This is a genomic window from Stenotrophomonas sp. AGC87 (genome assembly GCF_057333975.1).
The window spans coordinates 383,785-403,175 of the sequence record NZ_JBHFHW010000042.1; the positions used below are offsets into that span (position 1 = coordinate 383,785).

Annotated in this window: 17 protein-coding genes; 13 read left to right on the forward strand and 4 right to left on the reverse strand. The window is 66.8% G+C overall.

Annotated elements, in window-relative coordinates:
- Window positions 1-83: 83 nt before the first annotated feature.
- The 6 genes from ACE026_RS19020 (at window position 84) to ACE026_RS19045 (ending at window position 7,393) form a co-directional block, all read left to right on the forward strand.
- Window positions 84-2,441, forward strand: coding sequence for a DNA translocase FtsK (locus ACE026_RS19020; protein WP_121036781.1), 2,358 nt, complete (start codon window positions 84-86; stop codon window positions 2,439-2,441).
- 69 nt (window positions 2,442-2,510) lie between these two features.
- Window positions 2,511-4,484 (forward strand): DUF3857 domain-containing protein, encoded by a 1,974-nt coding sequence (locus ACE026_RS19025; protein WP_486040388.1) that lies wholly within the window; start codon window positions 2,511-2,513, stop codon window positions 4,482-4,484.
- A gap of 107 nt (window positions 4,485-4,591) precedes the next feature.
- Window positions 4,592-5,230, forward strand: coding sequence for an outer membrane lipoprotein periplasmic chaperone LolA (gene lolA, locus ACE026_RS19030; protein WP_259260883.1), 639 nt, complete (start codon window positions 4,592-4,594; stop codon window positions 5,228-5,230).
- A gap of 95 nt (window positions 5,231-5,325) precedes the next feature.
- Window positions 5,326-6,627 carry a replication-associated recombination protein A gene (locus ACE026_RS19035; protein ID WP_486040390.1) on the forward strand — a complete coding sequence of 434 codons (1,302 nt, stop codon included), beginning with the start codon at window positions 5,326-5,328 and terminating at the stop codon, window positions 6,625-6,627.
- Window positions 6,627-7,025 (forward strand): fluoride efflux transporter CrcB, encoded by a 399-nt coding sequence (gene crcB, locus ACE026_RS19040; RefSeq protein ID WP_486040392.1) that lies wholly within the window; start codon window positions 6,627-6,629, stop codon window positions 7,023-7,025. Before ACE026_RS19035 ends, crcB begins: the two co-directional genes overlap by 1 nt.
- Before the next feature lie 95 nt (window positions 7,026-7,120).
- Window positions 7,121-7,393 carry a hypothetical protein gene (locus ACE026_RS19045; RefSeq protein ID WP_019184750.1) on the forward strand — a complete coding sequence of 91 codons (273 nt, stop codon included), beginning with the start codon at window positions 7,121-7,123 and terminating at the stop codon, window positions 7,391-7,393.
- Here ACE026_RS19045 and ACE026_RS19050 read toward each other — a convergent pair.
- Window positions 7,386-8,279, reverse strand: a complete 894-nt coding sequence (locus tag ACE026_RS19050; RefSeq protein ID WP_486040394.1) for a LysR family transcriptional regulator — start codon at window positions 8,277-8,279, stop codon at window positions 7,386-7,388. The two genes, ACE026_RS19045 and ACE026_RS19050, sit on opposite strands and share 8 nt — an antisense overlap.
- 51 nt (window positions 8,280-8,330) lie before the next feature.
- Window positions 8,331-9,326: a helix-turn-helix transcriptional regulator gene (locus tag ACE026_RS19055; protein WP_486040396.1), complete on the reverse strand. Its 996-nt coding sequence runs from the start codon at window positions 9,324-9,326 to the stop codon at window positions 8,331-8,333.
- Window positions 9,327-9,441: 115 nt separating this feature from the next.
- Between ACE026_RS19055 and ACE026_RS19060 the strand changes: the two genes are divergently transcribed.
- Window positions 9,442-10,047, forward strand: coding sequence for a glutathione S-transferase family protein (locus ACE026_RS19060; protein WP_486040398.1), 606 nt, complete (start codon window positions 9,442-9,444; stop codon window positions 10,045-10,047).
- 113 nt (window positions 10,048-10,160) lie between these two features.
- Entirely contained in the window at window positions 10,161-11,606 is a 1,446-nt protein-coding gene (locus tag ACE026_RS19065; RefSeq protein ID WP_486040399.1) for an amidohydrolase family protein, read from the forward strand.
- Window positions 11,607-11,665: 59 nt separating this feature from the next.
- Here ACE026_RS19065 and ACE026_RS19070 read toward each other — a convergent pair whose 3' ends face one another.
- The gene (locus ACE026_RS19070) at window positions 11,666-13,828 is read right to left on the reverse strand and encodes a glycoside hydrolase (RefSeq protein WP_486040400.1); all 2,163 of its coding nucleotides are present in this window, start codon (window positions 13,826-13,828) and stop codon (window positions 11,666-11,668) included.
- 341 nt (window positions 13,829-14,169) lie between these two features.
- Between ACE026_RS19070 and ACE026_RS19075 the strand changes: the two genes are divergently transcribed.
- On the forward strand, window positions 14,170-14,544 hold the full coding sequence (locus ACE026_RS19075) for a DUF805 domain-containing protein (protein WP_486040402.1): 375 nt from the start codon (window positions 14,170-14,172) through the stop codon (window positions 14,542-14,544).
- 87 nt (window positions 14,545-14,631) lie between these two features.
- On the opposite strand, the gene ACE026_RS19080 is transcribed toward ACE026_RS19075, so the two are convergent.
- Window positions 14,632-15,237 (reverse strand): NAD(P)H-dependent oxidoreductase, encoded by a 606-nt coding sequence (locus ACE026_RS19080; RefSeq protein WP_486040404.1) that lies wholly within the window; start codon window positions 15,235-15,237, stop codon window positions 14,632-14,634.
- Window positions 15,238-15,309: 72 nt separating this feature from the next.
- Between ACE026_RS19080 and ACE026_RS19085 the strand changes: the two genes are divergently transcribed.
- From ACE026_RS19085 to ACE026_RS19100, 4 genes are all read left to right on the forward strand, one after another.
- The gene (locus ACE026_RS19085; RefSeq protein ID WP_486040405.1) at window positions 15,310-15,918 is read left to right on the forward strand and encodes a TetR/AcrR family transcriptional regulator; all 609 of its coding nucleotides are present in this window, start codon (window positions 15,310-15,312) and stop codon (window positions 15,916-15,918) included.
- Between the two features lie 27 nt (window positions 15,919-15,945).
- Window positions 15,946-16,761 carry a hypothetical protein gene (locus ACE026_RS19090; RefSeq protein ID WP_486040406.1) on the forward strand — a complete coding sequence of 272 codons (816 nt, stop codon included), beginning with the start codon at window positions 15,946-15,948 and terminating at the stop codon, window positions 16,759-16,761.
- An 82-nt stretch (window positions 16,762-16,843) separates the two neighbouring features.
- Window positions 16,844-17,851 carry an alpha/beta hydrolase gene (locus ACE026_RS19095; RefSeq protein ID WP_486040407.1) on the forward strand — a complete coding sequence of 336 codons (1,008 nt, stop codon included), beginning with the start codon at window positions 16,844-16,846 and terminating at the stop codon, window positions 17,849-17,851.
- Between the two features lie 122 nt (window positions 17,852-17,973).
- Complete coding sequence (locus ACE026_RS19100) at window positions 17,974-19,356, forward strand: YncE family protein (protein WP_486040408.1); 1,383 nt, start codon at window positions 17,974-17,976, stop codon at window positions 19,354-19,356.
- Window positions 19,357-19,391 lie beyond the last annotated feature (35 nt).

The following is a 19,391-nucleotide window of genomic DNA, read 5'->3' on the forward strand; positions in this document are numbered from 1 at the left end:
GGCCCGGGGCCGGCACCTACCGGGGTGGGATCCAGTCGTTTATTATCAAGCACTAACAGTGCATTCCCAAGGTGTGGTCTAAGGTGGCGAAACAGGTCCCGGAACGAGCCAAGGCGTCCGACAGCAAGGCAGCGCCGCGCAAACCGGCCGGCGAGGACAATCCGCGCCGGCAGCGCCTGTGGCGCGACTTGGGGTTGATCGCGGTCGCCCCGGCATTGCTGTATCTGGTCGCCAGTCTGTTCACCTACTCGGCCACCGACCCCGGTTGGTCGCATACCGGCAGCGTGGTCGCCCCGGTCCACAACATGGGCGGTCGCGCCGGTGCCTGGATCGCCGACGTCCTGCTGCAGCTGTTCGGCTACATGGCCTTCGTGCTGCCGATCGTGCTGGGCGCACTGGCCTGGATCGCGATGTTCGGGCTCAAGCGCGAGGCCAAGGGCGAGCATGATCTGGATCCGGCGCTGCGCCTGGTCGGCCTGGTCGGGTTCCTGATCGCCGGCACCGGCTTCCTGCACCTGCGCCTGTTCGTGGCCGATGTGGCCCATGCCGGCGGCATCCTCGGCAAGCTGGTGGGCAGCTCGCTCAGCGTCGGTTTCGGCGCATTGGGCGCCAACCTGTTCGTACTGGTCCTGCTGCTGGCTTCGATCACCCTGGCCACGGGCATTTCCTGGTTCGTGGTGATGGAGAAGATCGGCAACTGGGTGCTGGCACTGCCGCCGCTGTTCAACAAGAAGAAAGAGCAGGCCACCGAGTGGCAGCAGACCCGCGCGATGCGCGAGGAGCGCCAGGAAGTGCGCAAGGTCGACGCCGAAGTCCGCGCCAAGCGCGAGCCGGTCAAGATCGAGCCGCGCCCGGAGCCGGTGCTGGAGAAGAGCGACCGCGCCAAGCGCGAGACCCAGATTCCCATGTTCCGCGGGGTCAATGGCGATGGTTCGGATGTGCCGCCGCTGGCGCTGCTGGATGATCCCAAGCCGCAGCCCAAGGGTTACGACGAAGGCACGCTGGAGACGCTCTCGCGCCAGATCGAGTTCAAGCTCAAGGACTTCCGCATCGATGCGCAGGTGGTGGGTGCCTATCCCGGCCCGGTCATCACCCGCTTCGAAATCGAGCCGGCCCCCGGCATCAAGGTCAGCCAGATCAGTTCGCTGGACAAGGACATCGCGCGCGGTCTGTCGGTCAAGTCGGTGCGCGTGGTCGATGTGATCCCGGGCAAGTCGGTGGTGGGTCTGGAGATCCCCAACGTCACCCGCGAGATGATCTATCTCTCCGAGCTGCTGCGCTCCAAGGAATACGACAAGTCGGCCAGCGTGCTGACCCTGGCGCTCGGCAAGGACATCGCCGGCCGCCCGACCGTGGCCGACCTGGCGCGCATGCCGCATCTGCTGGTGGCCGGCACCACCGGCTCGGGCAAGTCCGTGGCGGTCAACGCGATGGTGCTGAGCCTGCTGTACAAAGCCTCGCCGAAAGACCTGCGCATGCTGATGATCGACCCGAAGATGCTCGAGCTGAGCGTCTACCAGGGCATCCCGCATCTGCTGGCGCCGGTGGTCACCGACATGAAGGAGGCCGCCAACGGCCTGCGCTGGTGCGTGGCCGAAATGGAGCGGCGCTACAAGCTGATGAGCGCAGTGGGCGTGCGCAACCTGGCCGGCTTCAACAAGAAGGTCAAGGATGCCCAGGACGCCGGGCAGCCGATGATGGACCCGCTGTTCAAGCCCAACCCGGAACTCGGCGAGGCCCCGCGCCCGCTGGAGACGCTGCCGTTCATCGTCATCTTCATCGACGAATTCGCCGACATGATGATGATCGTCGGCAAGAAGGTGGAAGAGCTGATCGCGCGCCTGGCGCAGAAGGCGCGTGCGGCCGGCATCCATCTGATCCTGGCCACCCAGCGCCCCTCGGTGGACGTGATCACCGGCTTGATCAAGGCCAACATCCCGACCCGTATCGGCTTCCAGGTCAGCTCGAAGATCGATTCGCGCACCATCCTGGATCAGTCCGGCGCGGAAACGCTGCTGGGCCACGGCGACATGCTGTACCTGCCGCCGGGCACCGCGTTGCCGGACCGCGTGCACGGTGCATTCGTCTCCGATGAGGAGGTGCACCGCGTGGTCGAACATCTCAAGGCCAGCGGCCCGACCGACTACATCACCGGCGTGCTGGACGAGGTGCAGATGATGGGCGATGGCGTCGTGGTCGGCCCCGGTGGCCTGCCCGAAGCGGGCGGCGGTGGCGGTGATGAGTCTGATCCGCTGTACGACGAGGCCCTGCGCATCGTCACCGAAACCCGTCGTGCCTCCATCTCCGGCGTGCAGCGTCGCCTGAAGATCGGCTACAACCGTGCCGCGCGCCTGATCGAAGCGATGGAGGCGGCTGGCGTGGTCAGCCCGCCCGAGCACAACGGCGACCGCAGCGTGCTGGCGCCGCCCCCGCCCAAGTAACGCCGGGCCCGGCCTGGCTGCGTAGAACCCGGGCGCGGCCCGGGTGTTGCCGAGCACAAGGAACCTGCAATGAAGCCGATGATCTGGACGATGCTGGGCGCCATGACGCGCGCGCCGGTAGTGGCGTGGGCCGATGCCCAGCCCGTGCCGGCACCCGTGACACCCGTGGCACCGCCCGCCCCGGGCGGGCAGGGCGGCCCGGCCGCGGGCGCTGAAGCGCAGGCCAACAACAACTTCAGCTTCGTGCGCTATCGCGCCGACTACGTGGTGCGCCCGGATGCGGGCAACACGCAGACCGAAGAGTACGAGATCCTGCTCAAGACCAAATCGGCGGTCGAGCAGTTCAGCCAGGTGCGGCTGAGCTACAGCGAGAAGATGGAAACGCTGGAGGTGCTGCAGGCCTACACCCTCACCGCCGATGGTCAGCGCCGCGACGTGCCGGCCGACCGCATCTACACGCAGGAAAGCTATTCCAGCGCGGCCGCGGCGATGTACGCCGACCGCAAGGTGCGCGTGGTGGTCTTCCCGAATCTGGCGCCCGGTACACGCGTGGTCTACCAGACCCGGCGCACCCAGAACACGCCGTATTTCCCGGGCTACTTCGGCCTGTGGGAAACCTTCAGCGTGTTCACCCAGTACGACGATGCCCGCGTGACCCTGAGTGCGCCTGCCGATCTGCCCATGCAGGTGGAGCAGCGAGGCGTGCAGGGCAGCCAGGCGCCGCGCGTACGCAATGGCATGGCACGCTGGGAATGGTCGTACCGGCGCACGGATCCACTGAAGGCACAGAACTGGTCCGCCGCCGCGTGGGAGTACAGTCCCACCATCATGGCCAGTACGTATCGTGACTGGTCGCAGGTGGCGCAGGCCTACCAGCTCAAGGGTGGCGAGGCCGCCGCTGTCACGCCGCAGATCCAGGCGCTGGCCGACGAGCTCACCCGTGGCATCACCGATCGCCGCGAGCAGGCCGCCGTGCTGTACCGCTGGGTGGCGCAGAATATCCGTTACGTGGCGGTGTACCTGGGCAATGGCGGGCTGGAACCCAACCCGGCGCAGAGCATCCTCGACAACCACTACGGCGACTGCAAAGACCATGTCGTGATCCTGGAGGCGTTGTTGGCTGCGCGTGGCATCCAGAGCACGCCGGTGCTGATCGGTGCCGGCGGTGGGCCGACACTGCCGGCGATTCCACTGCTGGGCCGTTTCGACCACGCCATCACCTACATCCCCGAGTTCGACCTGTACCTGGACTCGACCGCGCCCTATGCGCGTGTTGGCCAGCTGCCCGAGGGCGATCTGGGTGTGCCGGTGCTGCATACCCGCCAGGCGGTGGTGGCGCGCACCCCGGCCAACGATGCCTCGCGCAACGGCACCGGGATCGAGGCGGCGTTCCGGTTCGATCCTGCGGGCAATCTGTCTGGCCAGACCGTGCTTCACCCGAGCGGCGTGACCGAAATTGGCATGCGCGGTGCTTTCGCACGGCTCAACGCGCAGAACCGGGCGCGTGCCGAAGAATCGATGATGGCCGCATCCGGCTTCGACGGCAGTGGCGCACTGACACTGCTGGGTGACCCGCAGGACCTGACCCGGCCCTTCAACTTCCGCTATGACTTCCAGGCCAGCGACTACGTCGATTTCGGCGTGGTCGGCGGAATGGTGCTGCCTGACGCACCGGGCAGCCAATCGTTCCGTGATTTGTACGCCAGCACGTCGGCGCCGGAAAACGCCACGCCGTTCTACTGCAACGACAGTCTGCGCGATGAGCGCTATCAGCTGACTTTCCCGGCGAACGTGCCGATCGTAGCGATCCCGCGCAGCCAGCACTTCGCCAATGCGGCGGGTGAGTATCAGGTGGACTGGACGCGCGAGGGGCAGGTGATCACCGCGCACCATCGGCTGCACCAGCGGGCCGTGCGCGGGACAGATGCGCTGTGCCAACCGCAGGATTACGCCGCCTTCCGCGAGCTGTACCAGCAGGTGCGGCGCGGGTTCCGCGGGCAGGTGGTGTATGGGGATCTGAAGACGGTGCAGGCCGGGCCATGAGGGCGCTCGACGTGCCCGGTTTCCAGCGCATAATGTGTCCCTGATCGCCCATTCAGGATTGAATGGGCACACTGCCTTCCATCCTTCCCATTCGCCTGGATACCCGCATGCACACCACTTTCCGCCGCTCCCTGCTTGCTGCCACCCTGGTTGTCGCCAGTGTCGGTTCGGCGTCGGCCTGGGCGGGCGCCCGTGATGAGCTCAACCGCTTCACCCAGGGTCTGAAGGGCCTGGACGGGCAGTTCAGCCAGCAGGTGTTCGACAGCAAGGGCAAGGTCAAGGAAACCACCAGCGGCCGCGTTGCGTTGTCTGCACCGCGCCTGTTCCGCTGGGAGTACATCAAGCCGCACGAACAGTTGATCGTGGCCGACGGCAAGAAGGTCTGGGTCTACGAGCCGGACCTTGAGCAGGCCAGCGTGCGCCCGCAGGGCCAGGAAGAGCAGAACAGCCCGCTGACCGCGCTGATCAATCCGGCGCTGCTGGACAAGCAGTACGACGTCAGCGAAGAGGCCGCCGTGCGCGATGGCCTGCAGTGGCTGTCGCTGAGCCCGAAGCGTGAGACCGACACCGCCTTCCAGTACGCCGCACTGGGCTTCAATGGCCAGGGCCTGGCCCGCATGGAAGTGGTGGACGCGGTGGGCCAGCGCACGGTGATCAGCTTCACCGGCTGGAAGCGCAACCCGAGCTTCGCCTCGGGCACCTTCAGCTTCACCCCGGCCAAGGGTGTGGACGTCATCGGCGAGTAACGGCCGCGGGCGTTCGGCCGCGATAGAATAGAGACGTGGCCAGAAACCGAACGACTTTCAATGGGCCCGATCTGCTGACCGTGGATCGGGACAACATGCGCCCGCTTGCCGAGCGGATGCGCCCGCAGACGCTGGATGAGATGGTGGGCCAGAAGCGCCTGCTCGCACCGGGCAGCGCGCTGCGCCGGGCGGTCGAATCCGGCCATGTGCACTCGATGATCCTGTGGGGCCCGCCGGGCTGCGGCAAGACGACGCTGTCGCTGCTGCTGGCACATTACGCCGATGCCGAGTTCCGTGCGATCTCCGCCGTGCTGTCCGGCCTGCCGGAGGTGCGCCAGGTGCTTGCCGAGGCCGCGCAGCGCTTCGCCGAAGGGCGCCGCACGGTGCTGTTCGTGGACGAGGTGCACCGCTTCAACAAAGCCCAGCAGGATGCGTTCCTGCCGCATATCGAACGCGGCACCATCGTGTTCGTGGGTGCCACCACCGAAAACCCTTCGTTCGAACTGAACTCGGCGCTGCTGTCGCGGTGCCGCGTGCACGTGCTGGAGTCGGTTTCTCCGGCGGACATCGTGGAGGCGCTGGAGCGTGCGCTGCAGGACCCCGAGCGTGGCCTGGGCGCCGAGCAGCTGCAGGTGGCGCCGGAGGCGTTGCTGGAGATCGCGACCGCCGCCGATGGCGATGTGCGACGCGGCCTGACCCTGCTGGAGATCGCGGCCGAGCTGGCCAGTGGCGACGGCGGGCGGATCAGCCCGGAAATGCTGGTGCAGGTGCTGGCTGACCGCACCCGTCGCTTCGACAAGGGCGGCGAGCAGTTCTACGACCAGATCTCGGCGCTGCACAAATCCGTGCGCAGCTCCAACCCGGATGCCGCGCTGTACTGGCTGACGCGCATGCTCGATGGCGGCTGTGATCCGTCGTATCTGGCGCGTCGCCTGACCCGGATGGCGATCGAGGACATCGGCCTGGCCGATCCGCGCGCGCAGTCGATGGCGCTGGAGGCGTGGGATATCTATGAGCGTCTGGGCAGCCCGGAGGGCGAGCTCGCCTTCGCGCAGCTAGTGCTGTATCTGGCCAGTACCGCCAAATCGAACGCCGGCTATGCCGCCTTCAACAAGGCCAAGCAGGAAGTGCGAGAGACCGGTACCCAGGAGGTGCCACTGCATCTGCGCAACGCCCCGACCAAGCTGATGAAGGAGCTGGGCTACGGCAAGACCTATCAGTACGATCACGACGCGGACGGGGGGATTGCACTGGATCAGACCGGCTTCCCCGATGCGATGGGTGAGCGCGTGTATTACGAACCGGTGCCGCGCGGGCTGGAGATCAAGCTGAAAGAGAAGCTGGACCGCCTGCGTGCGGCGCGGGCACAGGCGCGGGCAGAGAAAGGCGCTGACTGATGGAAGGCCTGGGCCTCTGGTGGCAGCAGCTTGGGCTGGTGATGGCCGGTGGCGCACTGGGCGCGGCGCTGCGTTTCATGATCGGCGATGCGATGCTGCGCCAGTTGGGCACTGGCTTCCCGTGGGGCACGCTGACGGTGAACCTGGTCGGCGCCTTCGTGGCGGGCTACGTGATGATCTGGCTGCAGAGCCGTGGCTCGGCCGCGGTGTACTGGCGCGCGTTCCTGATCGTGGGGGTCGTGGGCGGGTTGACCACGTTCTCCTCGATGATGCTCGAGTCGCTGGTGTTCACTCGCACGGATCGGAGCCTGATGGTGCCGCTGTACCTTGGCGTCAGCCTGGTGGGTGGCATGCTGCTGGTGTGGGCGGGTGCGCGCGTGGCAGAGGCGTGGCGCTGACGCGTGCATCGAAAACGCAGAAATCCACTGAAAACGCTGGATTAAAGTGATGTCTCACGATATCGTGCGCGCCCCCGTTTGCATCCTCGTCCGTCATGCGCGATGAACAAGACCCCGGAACACTGGAACTGACGCTGCCGCGCAAGCGCGGCCGTCCGCCCACGTTCGGCTACGCGATGACCGATGCACAGCGTGCTGCCCGCTACCGTGCGCGCCGCGCCGGCCAGGCCGGCCACGCCGATGTGCGCAACTGCAGCGACATGGTGCTGCTGGACAAGATCCGCGCCTCGATCACCAGCAAGGACCCGGAACTGACCGGCTTCCTGGTGCACGTGCTGTGGCAGCGCTACCCGCTGCAGCTCAAGTAAGGGCGCCCGCACGTTCCTGGTCGATCAGGCCGGACAGCCGCGACGCCAGCGTTTTCACCAGCGGGTCGGCCGTGGCGCGGTGAAGCAGGGCGATCTCGAAGCTGTCGATCGGCTGCAGTCCCTGTTCGATGCCCAGCACGGTGTGCTCGCGACTCAAGGCGCGCGCCGGCAGCAGGCTGATGCCCATGCCATCGGCTACCGCGCCCTGGATGCCACTGAGGCTTGAACTGGTGAAGCTGATCCGCCAGCGGCGGCCCATGCCCTCGACGGCATCGATGATGTCATCGCGGTAGAGGCCGCGCGGTGGGAAGGTCACCAGTGGCACCGGATCCAGGGCGATGCTCGGGTGGCGCGCACTGTCGATCCAGACCATGGTTTCCGGCCAGCACCTCACTGCGGCACGGCTGCTGCGCCGCTGCTTGACCAGTACCAGCTCCAGCTCGCCATGATCGTAGGCATTGGCCAGGTCGCGGCTCAGTCCGCTGGTGACTTCCAGCTTCACTTGCGGGTGGTCACGGTTGAAGGCGCCCAGCAGTTGGCTGGTGGCCTCGCTGACGAAGTCTTCCGGAACGCCCAGCCGTACCGTCACCGCAACGGTGGTGCCGGCCAGCGCTTCCAGCAGCTGGTCGTTCAGTGCGAGCAGCTGGCGGGCGTGGCCGAGCACCAGCCGCCCCGCGTCGGTCGGGTGCACATCGCGGTTGCCGCGGACCAGCAGCGGATGACCGGCCATCTCTTCCAGCCGGCGGATCTTCTGGCTGATGGTGGATTGGGTGGAGTGCAGGCGCGCCGCAGCGGTGGTGAAGCTGGCGCAGTCCGCCACCATCACCATCGCGCGCAGCAGGTCGAGGTCGAACAGGGTGCGATTCGGTTTTTCACTGGCAGTCATGCTGCCATTGTGAAGCGCAATGGCGACGTCCGCCATCGCGACGCCGGGCGGCTAAGCGCTCCCGGGCGTGGGCGCGGCCTCGGCAGCATGCTGTGTCAGGCTCCGGGCCACCCGTTCGCCGGTCTGGCGAAGCCGCTCGATCAGCGCCGGCGGGCCCAGTACCTCGAACTCCAGGTCCATGGCCAGCAGCCAATAGATCACCGAGCCAAGCGGGTTGGCGCCGCAGCGCAGCAGGCAACGCCCCGCATCCACGACCTCCAGCACGCCAGCCGACGCGGGAAGCTGCTGGCGCAGGGCAGCCAGTGGCGCGTGCAGGATGATCCGCGCCTCATCGGGGTACTGCCCGAGCGAAAGGGACTGTGCGACCCACCGGCGCAGATCGCCTTCGCCGGGCCCGGCGCGCGGCGCGAAATGCGCGCCCACCACAGGCGTGCTGGTGATGCGATCGATGCGGAAGGTGCGCCAGTCGTCGCGTGCAGGGTCCCAGGCGACCAGATACCAACGCCGGTCCGTGTGCACCACGCCTTGAGGCTCCACCTGGCGTGAGCTTGGCTGGCCATCGCGGTCGATGTACTCGAAGGCGAGCTGCAACTGGTCGCGGCAGGCGGCAGCCAGGGTGGTCAGCCGGCCGGCATCGACCAGTGGGCCGATCTGGTCCGTCGGCAGGATCGCCGAGCGCAGCGCGTCCAACCGGGGGCGCAGGCGCGGGGGCATGGCCTGCTCAAGTTTGACCAGCGCAGTGATCGCGGTCTGCTCGATGCCGCTGATCGTGCCGGTCACGGCCGTCCGCAACGCGATCGCTGCTGCGAGGGCTTCCTCATCATCCAGCAGCAGCGGTGGCAGGGCCCGGCCCGGGCGGAAGGCGTAGCCGCCGGCGACACCGGTGCTGGCGTGGATGGGATAGCCCAGCTGGCGCAGCCGGTCGATATCGCGGCGCAGGGTGCGCGGGTGGATGTCCATGCGCTCGGCCAGCGCGCTGCCGCTCCAGTGCGGGCGCGATTGCAGCAGGGACAGCAGGCTCAGCAGTCGGGCGGAGGCGGTCAACATGGGCAAAGCGTAGCAGCCATTGCGGGCGGGTTCTGTCCGCAAGGGTGGCTAGCCTTGGGGTCACGGTGCAGGGCCAGTCCGGTCGCACCATTGGCCACCCTTCAAGGAGTTTCAGATGTCCCTCGTCTTCTATTGGCACCCGATGTCCAGCGCCACCCCGATTGCCTGCGCCCTGGCGGAGCTGGCGGTCCCCCACGAGCGGGTCAAGATCGACATTCGCGCCGGCGAGCAGCGCACGCCCGAATACCTGGCCATCAACCCCAACGGCAAGGTGCCGTGCCTGGTGGTGGATGGCACGCCGCTGTTCGAAGGCCTGGCGATCCACCTGTGGCTGGGCGAGCAGTTCGGCGTGGCCAAGGGCCTGTGGCCGCAGGACGGTACCCCTGCGCGCCTGGAGGCAATGTCCTGGTGCACGTGGGCGTACGTCACCTATGGCGCGGTGATCGGGCGCGTGTGGCTGGCCACCTCCGACGATGCGCTGCGTAATGCCGACCATGCCGCCGCCGGCATCCGCACCGCCACCGCGCTGCTGGATCTGCTCGAGGCGCGCCTGTCGCAGCAGCCTTGGATGCTCGGTGAGGCCTACTCGCTGGTGGATCTGGTGGTTGGCCAGGTCGTCGGCTATGGCACTTATCTGGGCGCCGCCGTAGAGGCGCACCCGGCGGTGGCCGTTTGGCTGCAGCAGGTGCAGGCGCGGCCGGCGATGCAGGGCGAGGTCTGATCAGGGCACTGTGCATCGGAAATGTGCATGACGCGCATTCCAAAATTTAACTGGTGAATGGACCGGGCCCGACCGTAAGGTGGCCCGGTTCTTCTTTTTCCGGTGCGCTGCCCATGTCCCTTCGTCTTGCCATTCCCGTGCTGCTCGCACTGGCCCCTTCCGCGTTCGCGGCCGAGCATGCCGATCTGATGATCCGGCATGCCACCGTGATCGATGTCGAGCACGCTACCACCGTGGCGGACCAGACCGTGGTGGTGCGGGGCCAGGACATCGTTGCGATGGGCAGCGACCGGGCCATGCGCAAGGCCTGGCAGGCGAAACAGCAGGTGGACGGCAAGGGTCGCTACCTGATCCCCGGGTTGTGGGATATGCATGTGCACTTCGGCGGCGGTCCGGACCTCATCGAAGAGAACAAGGCGCTGCTGCCGCTGTACATCGCCCATGGCATCACCACCATCCGTGATGCGTCCGGCGATCTGCCCGAGCAGGTGCTGCAGTGGCGCGGTGAGATCGCCAGCGGCCAGTTGGCCGGCCCGCAGCTGTTTACCTCGGGCGCCAAGATCGAAGGCATCAAGCCGGTCTGGAAGGGCACCATTGAAGTGGGCTCGCAGGCGGATCTGGATGCGGCGTTCGTGCGCCTCAAGCGCGACCGCGTCGACTTCGTCAAGATCACCGACAGCACGCTGACGCCTGAGTTGTTCCTGGCCGCGGTGCGTGGCGCGCGCGCCAACGGGCTGCGGGCATCCGGGCATATCCCGATGGCACTGACCGTCCAGCAGGCCGTCGATGCCGGCATCAGCTCCATCGAGCATCTGGACTATGCCTACAAGGCTGGCGTCAAGGACGAGGCAGCCATTGCGTCGGACTTCGCGGCCAAGCGCATCGATCGCGCGCAGGCCAACGCGCGGCTGGATGCTGGATTTGATCGTGATACCGCCATGGCCGCCTACCGCGGCTTTGCGGCGAAGGGGGTGTTCGTGACGCCCACCCTCAATGGCGGGCGCATCCTGGACTTCCTGGATCAGGACGACCATCACGCCGATCCTTACCTGGCCTATATCGGGCCGAAACTGCAGGCCACCTACGCCTGGCGGGTCGAGCGCGCCGCCAAGGCGACGCCGGCACAGATCCAGGCGCGGCATCAGGAGTACCACCAGGTCGCTGCGGTGCTGCCGATGCTGCAGCAGGCCGGGGTCACGATCATGGCTGGCACCGATGCGGGCTTCCTCAACTCGTTCAACTATCCGGGCATCGGCCTGCATGACGAGCTCTCGCTGTTCGTCAAGGAAGGGCTGAGCCCGGCGCAGGCACTCTCGGCGGCCACGCGCGCCGGTCCGGCCTGGTTCGGTACGCTGGACCGCTACGGTGCGGTCGCGCCAGGCAAGGCCGCCGATCTGGTGTTGCTGGAGCGCAATCCGCTGGAGGACATCGAGGCCACACGCAGCATCCAGTACGTGGTGCTGCGTGGCCAGGGGTATGACCGCAAGGCGCTGGATGCGTTGCTGGCCCAGACCCGGGCGAAGGTCGCGGCGTGGAAGGCGGAAGAAACGAAGGAGTAATGGAGGCGAGCGCGCTCACCGGCGTGGGGGGCGCGCACCGGTTTGGACAATGAGCCGGGCTATGGCGATGTCGGCGAAGTGAAGTTGAAGGTGCGGCCGTCGGCAAGGCGCGCGGTCGCGCTGCGCGGGGGCAGGGTGTGCGTATCGACCTGCTGCGGTTGATCGGAGAAGTTGGCCACGATCACACTGCCATCGGCGAACGTAGTCTGCTGCACCTGGCCGGCGGTATCGCGCCAGCGGAAGTCGACCAGCGCCTGATCGAACAGGGCCTGATGCAGCGGCCGGAAGAAGGCGTCCAGATGGCGCAGGTAGGCGATCCGTGACGCGGCGGTGGCGACGCTGAGGTTGAGCAGCGGTGGCACGTTGTACAGCTGCTGCAGCAGCTCGGTGGTGCTGCGGCTCTCGCGGAACTTGAGGCTGTCCAGCGTCCAGTGATGGGTGCTGACCACGCTGTCGTGGAAGGCGGCCTGCAGCAAGGGCAGGCGACGGGCCGGGTTGAAGTAAAGCTGCTGGTACTGCGGTTTGAGCTGGCTCTGTTTGAAGAAGAAGGCGGGCTGGTGCTCTGGCGCCCAGGCGCCGAGGTAGTAGGGTGAGGCACGCTCCCGGCGCATCTGCGGATCGGCCCAGCCGAAGCCGGAGGTCTGTGCGCCGTGGGCAAAGACGATATGCCGGTTGACCACGGCCGAGCCCACTTCAGAGCCGACCACCAATTTCTGGGCATCGGCCAGCCAGGCCAGCGCCGCGTTCCGGTTGCCGGCGTCCTGGGCCTGTGAGGTCGGTTTGGCCGGATCCACGTCATCGAACAACATGCCGGTCGCGGCCACATCCAGGAACCAGCTGTTGTAGGGCGCGTCGGCGCGAAGGGTGCGCACGCGCCGTTCCATCAGCGGGCGGATGCAGGCCGGATTGGTGTACACCCCGTTGCCCTGGAAGCCTTTGATCCGCTGGCCGTCGGGCTTCATGACCCCGCAGCGTTCGAACGCGTCCTGCCCCAGTTGTGCCGAGAGCCAGGATGGGTTGTCGTTGCCATCGGGAAGGGCTGTGTCATAGGAGTCGTAAGGCGCCACCAGGTACCCGGCCTTCACGGCGGCATCCACGGCGTCAGGGCTTGCCCAACCGGCGGTCCAGTCCGGCAGCCCCAGCCAGAGGCGTGGCAGGCCGGCGGCCTGCAGGGCGTGGATCGTCCGCGGCGAGGCGCTGTCGCCCCGCAACGCCTCGGGCTGCAGGGCCCTGCCAAGCGTCGCATCCAGCTGATGGCGGCGCTGCTGCATGGCTGCGGCGGTGTCACCGGGAAACTGTTCCGCCAGCGCGGCGTTGATCGCGGCGACCAGTACCTGTTGCACATAGGGGCCGCTGTGTGCGGCGGTCAGCGCCTCCAGGGCCTCGTCGTCCTTCCTGATCCACGCGCGTGGCAGGAGTGCCTTCAACGTCGCCCAGTCGCGCACGTCCTGTTCGACCAGCAAGCGGTCACCCCACAGATACAGGTGGCTGGCGCCGATCAGCTTGTCACCGTCGGGTAGTCTCGCGAGTTTGTCCTTCAGCGGCACGAAGCCACCCTGCGCCTGAAGCCACGCCCGGTAGCGTTTGGCCGGGGCGAGCCAATCCGGCGCATCCAGGCTGACGATGACGGTATACGGGTCGGTCTGGTTGAGGGCATTGACGTGGCGCTCGGCAGCCACCGCGACACCCGGCCCGTCTGGGCTGAAGCGCACGGTGTTGTTGAACGGTGTGGCGAACAGGATCGACAGCACGCGGTCCGGCCATGCCAGGCCGATCACGGGCAGGGTGAGGTCTTCGGTGGTGTTGATCTCGCCGTAAGCATGGAGGAGCTCATCGCGCCAGGCGGTGTCGTTGGCGGGAAGGTAGTAGCCCTCGCGCAGGGGCAGCAGCAAGGCGTGCGACCCAGCTGGCAGTCGTGGCCAGTGGATGCTGCCGATGGTGCTCCGCTGGAACGTCATCTGCAGCGTATCGCCCACCAGTGCAGCGCGCACTTCGGTCGCAGGACCCCACTGCCAACGGCCGGTGTCGCGGGTCTGCATCAGCGCTGACGCCGTGCCGACTTCGCCCCCGGAGGAAACCTGGGTCGTGGTGCCGTCGGCGGTGGTGATGGAGGCCGCCAGCGTTGCGGGATCGATATCGACGCGCCAGTGCGCGTTGGTCAACGTCAGCGCTTGCACCTGCGTTGCGGAGAGCAGCAGCAACAGAGCGAATAGATACTTCATTCAGAACCTTGGCGGATGTGGCGTGCAGTGCCGATCAGTTGCGCAGCGTAATGCGCGAGGCGGCGCTTGCCTCGGCTGTGGGTCACAGTTGCGCGCAAGGCACGGTCGCGATTCACCCATCATGCGTTGAGGCGCTTCAGCGCATTGATGTCCCTCGATGGCAGGCAGATCACGCAACGTTGCGTCGTGATCAGTCCGGCCTATCGGAGCGGGGGAAGTTTGCAATTAGTTGCATGGTGGTCGCACAGCGCCGTTTCTATGATGCACGCCGCGCTGTGCGTGGCACCTCATGCGAGGTCGCCCGTGCAGCGCGTTCCTTTCTTTCTGGATGTTTCCACCCCATGAGTTCGATGTTTCTCCCGCTCAAGCGCTACGCCGATTTCCAAGGCCGCTCCGGTCGTAAAGAGTATTGGATGTTTCTGCTGTTCCAGATCATGGTCAGCATTGCCGTGAACCTCGTTTCGTTCATTGGGGCATCCATGGAGAGCGGCCTCATCGCCGGCCTGGCCGCCGTGGTGGCAGGTGTGTTCGGCTTGGCGACGTTCATTCCCGGCATTGCCGTGACCGTGCGCCGCATGCACGACATCGACAAGTCCGGCTGGCAGTTGCTGTGGGCCTTTGTGCCGCTCGTGGGCGCGATCATTCTGATCATCTTCATGGCCAAGCCAGGCACGAACGCTCCCAATCGATTCGGTGCGGCGCCAGCGTCGATCTAACGATGATTGCGCGATGAAAAGGCCCCGCGTTGCGGGGCCTTTTTCGTTGCGCGGAGTGCATGGGCTTCACAGTTGCATCGGCTCGGCTCAGTGGGCTGCCGCGCCGGTCGTGATGGCAATGCGCTGCCCCAGCGAATGCGCCGTCTGCAGATGGGTCTGTGCATCGCCCGTATCTGTCTCCAGCAGCAGCGTGGACGACAGCACCGGCGCACCGCAGTAATCGAAGATGCCCGTGTCGATCTGGGTCTTCATCGCCTCGGTATAGCCACGCTTCTGCCAGGTGCGCTCATCGGCGCCGCCCAGTCCGACCAGATGGACGGGCAGGCGGCCGAGCTTCTTGAGCACGCCGTGGCCACTGCTGTCGTCGTAGGCCCAGCCGCCGGTAAAGACCCGGTCGATCCAGCCCTTCATGAGCGCCGGCATGCTCCACCAGTAGACGGGAAACACCAGTACGAGCGCATTGGCGCGGTCCAGGCGGGCCTGTTCGGCCAGCACATCGGCAGGAAAAGGGCTCGCCCGGTGGTGGCCGTCCAGGTCCTGCAGGGTGTAGCGAGGGTCGAAACCCTCCGCATGGAGGTCGGCCACTTCGACCGTCGCGCCTGGGGCGGCGGCGATGCCGTCTGCGATGCGGCGGGCGACGGCGTGGGTCAGGGCGTCGGGATTGGGGTGTGAGGTGACGATCAGGGTGTGCATCGGAGTCCGGGGGAGAAGGGGTTGTATACTTTCGGTAAGTTACGGGCCGTAAGTTACGATTGGTATATAGCTATGTCAACCCCGCTCGATCCTACCGTTCCGGTGGCGCCTCGCCGCCGCATGACCCGCGACGACCGTCTGCGCCAATTGCTGGAGCAGGCGTGGCAGCTGGTCCGTGAGGAAGGCACCGACGCGCTGACCCTGGGGCGCCTTGCCGAGCAGGCCGGGGTGACCAAGCCGGTGGTGTATGACCATTTCGGTACACGGGCGGGACTGCTGGCGGCGCTGTACCAGGACTTCGATGCGCGTCAGAGTGTGGTGATGGACGCGCGGTTTGCCGACAGCGGTTCGACGCTCGCGGAGAACGCGCAGGTGATCGCCGATGCCTACGTGGCCTGCGTGATGAAGCAGGGGCGTGAGATTTCCGGCGTGATCGCCGCGCTGGCCGGTTCGCCCGAGCTGGCGCGCATCAAGCGCGAGTACGACGTGGTGTTTCTCGAGCAGTGCCGCGCGCTGCTCTCACCGTTTGCGCCGGCAGGCGCGCTGCCCTTGGCGGGCCTATGGGGCATGCTCGGTGCGGCGGAAGGGCTCTCGTATGCGGCGACGACGGGCGACATCAGCCCTGAGCAGGCCGTGCGCGAACTGGCGGCGACGATCGCCGCGATGGTTGCGCGGGGCTGAGCGCTCCACAGTCTGTTTGGCAGTGTCATGCGCGGCGCCGCCGAGGATCGGGCGCGTATGATGTCCCGCCCTGTTGGACTGGATGCCATGCGCGTTTTCCCGCCTGTTCTTGTACTTGCTGCCGCGATCGGTGCGACGTTGCCTGCGACCGCTGCGACGGTTTCGTTGAATGCGCGCCTTGAGGCGGCCTCGAGTGTGCAGGTCAACCAGGTGCCGGTGAGTGGCGCAGCACTGATCGGGCGTGTGCAGCAGTTCCGCAACGGCGACAGCCTGATCAGCCTCGGCGACGGTGAGGGTCAGCCGGTCGTGCTGACCCTGTGCAAGGGAAAGGCGCATCTGAATCTCGAGGCGAGCTGGCCGGGCGCGCCCGCGGCGAAGACCCAGGAAGAGAAGCAGATGCGTGCGTACGGCATGTACATGGCGGTGATGGGCGGGATGGCGATGGTGCAGGGGATCACGGGCGATGCCCTGGCGCTGCCTGCCGAAGGACAGACATCGACAGCGCAGCGCGAGACGTCCTGGGCCTATGGCAAGGAGCTGTACGCGGTAGCGGTGAGCCATGCGGCCGGCGGCGAGATCCGGATCAAGATGACCAAGACGGAGAACACCACCAGGACGCCGCCGTCCGGTCCAGATGACACCGTCAGCACCGACGGTGACAAGGCGGCACGCCTGGCCGAACTGGACCCGGTAGGCACATCGCGCGAACTGGTGATCGCTGCGGCGCCCATGGCGGAGGGTGTGCCGGATACGATGTCGTTGAAGGGCTGGATGTCCGCCAGTGGCAAGGGCGGCGCGACGGTGGGTGCGGCGCGCAAGGCGTCGGGCGATTGCGCGCGCTGAACCGGGTGGCGCAACCTCAGTGATACCCATTCTCATTTGAGTTACACTGGCGCGATAGCACCGTCCCTCGCTCCGGGTAGTCATGATTGTTTCGTCGTCGCTGATCTCTTCCGTATCGCCGTGGTTGCGCACGCTGGGCGTAGCAACCGCCATCGGCATGGCGGCGTTGTCGCCCGCCTCGGCGCAGCAGCGCAATCCCGAGCAGAAGGTCGGTGAGACGGTGCTGGATCAGCCGGCGCAGAGCTATCGCTTTGAACACTTCGTGCTCGATAGCCCCGACAAGGCCCGCCGCTGGCGGGTGAACATCGGCGTGCCGGCCAAGGCCCCAGCAACGCCGGCACCGGTGCTGTACATGCTGGATGGCAACGCTGCGGCGATGGTGCTCGACCAGGCGATGCTTGCCGATCTGGCTGCGCATGCCGCGCCGGTGCTGGTGTTCATCGGCTACGACAACGATCTGCGCATCGATTCCGCGGCGCGCACGCTCGACTACACCGCGTGGATCGATACCGCCGATGACGAAAACGGCACGTCGCAGTCCAGCGGCGGGGGTGCGTATGCGTTCCTGGATCTGATCGAGCGCCGGATCAAGCCGGAAGTGCAGCGCCGCGCCAGCGTGGATCTGCAGCAGCAGTCGCTGTGGGGCCATTCGCTGGGCGGCCTGTTCGTGGTCAGCACGCTGTATACCCGGCCGGCCGCGTTCCAGCATTACGTGTCGGCCAGCCCGTCACTGTGGTGGAGCCAGGGCGCCCCGCTGGGCGACATGGAGCGCCAGTTCATCGCCAACGCCCAAGGCCAGCCGGCACAGGTCACGGTGATGCTCGGTGGCGACGAGCGCACCGGCAACCGCGGCGTGCGTGACATGACCAATCCGCGCGTGGTCGCGCATCTGCGCCGCATTGGTGGCGCCACCCCCGATGCCGCGCAGCAGCTGGCCACCCGCCTGGCCAAGGTGCCGGGCCTGACCGTGCAGTACCGCGAATTCCCCGGCCTTGGTCATGGGCCGATGCTGCCGGCATCGCTCAAGGCCACGCTGAGCCAGTTGTATGGCATCGCCGATCGCAGCGGCACGCCCGCGCCGGCCCCCTGATTTTTTCGTTACCCAGGCAGTTCCGTGGCCCTGTGCCACCGCCGCAACGGACCGCGGCCACGCCAAGGCAAGCACTGTGACAACGCGCCAACCGGCGCGCCCCCAACAGAAGGAGTCTGCTGATGTACACCCTGAAAACCCTCCCGCGCGTCGCCACCCTGGCCCTTGCGCTGTCGCTGGCCAGCCCGACCGTGTTCGCCCAGCCGGTGTTCGATGCGCCGGCCAACGGCTTCCGTGGTGAAGTCGTCAGCCGCGGCCAGAACGTGGTGCCGGGCAGCGATGCCGAGGTGATCGGCCGCCAGTTCGTGCCGGGCCAGCAGGTCACCCTGCTGCGCGGTGAGACAGTGCTCAATGCCACCCCGTACGTGGTCGATGCCGAGGGCAACTTCAAGGGCAACGTCGCGATTCCGGCCGATGCCGTGCCCGGTCAGCAGCCGGTGATCGTGCGCGCCAGCCAGCCGTCCGCGGCGACGGTGCTATCGCTGCGCGTCTCGCCGAACCTGCCGCTGAGCGGCCAGCAGAACTTCAACCAGACCTCGGCCAAGCTGGTCCAGGGCCTGTACCAGTCCGCGTACAGCGCGGCCAGCAATGCGGTGTTCGTCACCGCTGCCGTCGGTCGCCCGCCGGTCACCCAGTCGCAGCTGCTCAAGCTGGACCCGAAGACGCTGAAGGTCACCGCCAAGATCACCCCGGCGGAAGTGCCGGGTGGCAAGGGCGGCGCGGTGTTCGCGGTGTATGGCGTGGGCGTGGATGATGCCAACGGCAACGTGTGGGTCACCAATACCCGCCAGGACACCGTGGCCGTGTATCGCCAGAAGGACCTGTCGCTGGTGCGCCAGTTCGATGTCGGTGCCGTGCCGCATGCCCGCGACATCGTGGTCGACGGCCGTCATGGCAAGGTGTTCGCCTCGGCCGCCGGTGAGGATCATCTCTCGGTGTTCGATGCCCGCACCCTGCAGCCGCTCGAGCCGATCACCCTGGCCTCGGGCGTGGACGACAAGAAGTTCGTCCCGATGAGCCTGGTGCTGGATGAAGCGGCCGGCAAGCTGTTCACCGTCAGCATCGGCACGCCCGAAGCGGCGGTGATCGACACCACCACCGGCAAGGTGGAGAAGGTCATCGATCTGGGCAACTCGATCAGCGCCTCCGGCGTGGCCTATGACGCCTCGGCAGGTCGCCTGTACGTGGCCTCGCAGGGTACCGACAACCTGCTGATCGTCGATGTCGCCAGCGGCAAGGTGCTGCACGACGTGCCGGTCGGCGCGGGTGCGCTGAACGTGGCCTTCGAGCCGGTGTCCAAGCTGGCCTATGTCACCAACCGCGGCGCCGGCACGGTGACCGTGGTCGATGGCAACGGCAAGGTGGTCGGCAACCTGGATGGCGGTACCTTCCCGAACCATGTGCGTGAAGATGGCAAGGGCAACGTGTTTGCCGTCAACAAGTCGCGTGATGCCCAGGATCCCAAGGGCGACCGCATCACCCGCATCAGCACCCGCGCGAACTGAGTTACGCGCAGTGCGTTGCACTGGCGGGGGGGGGG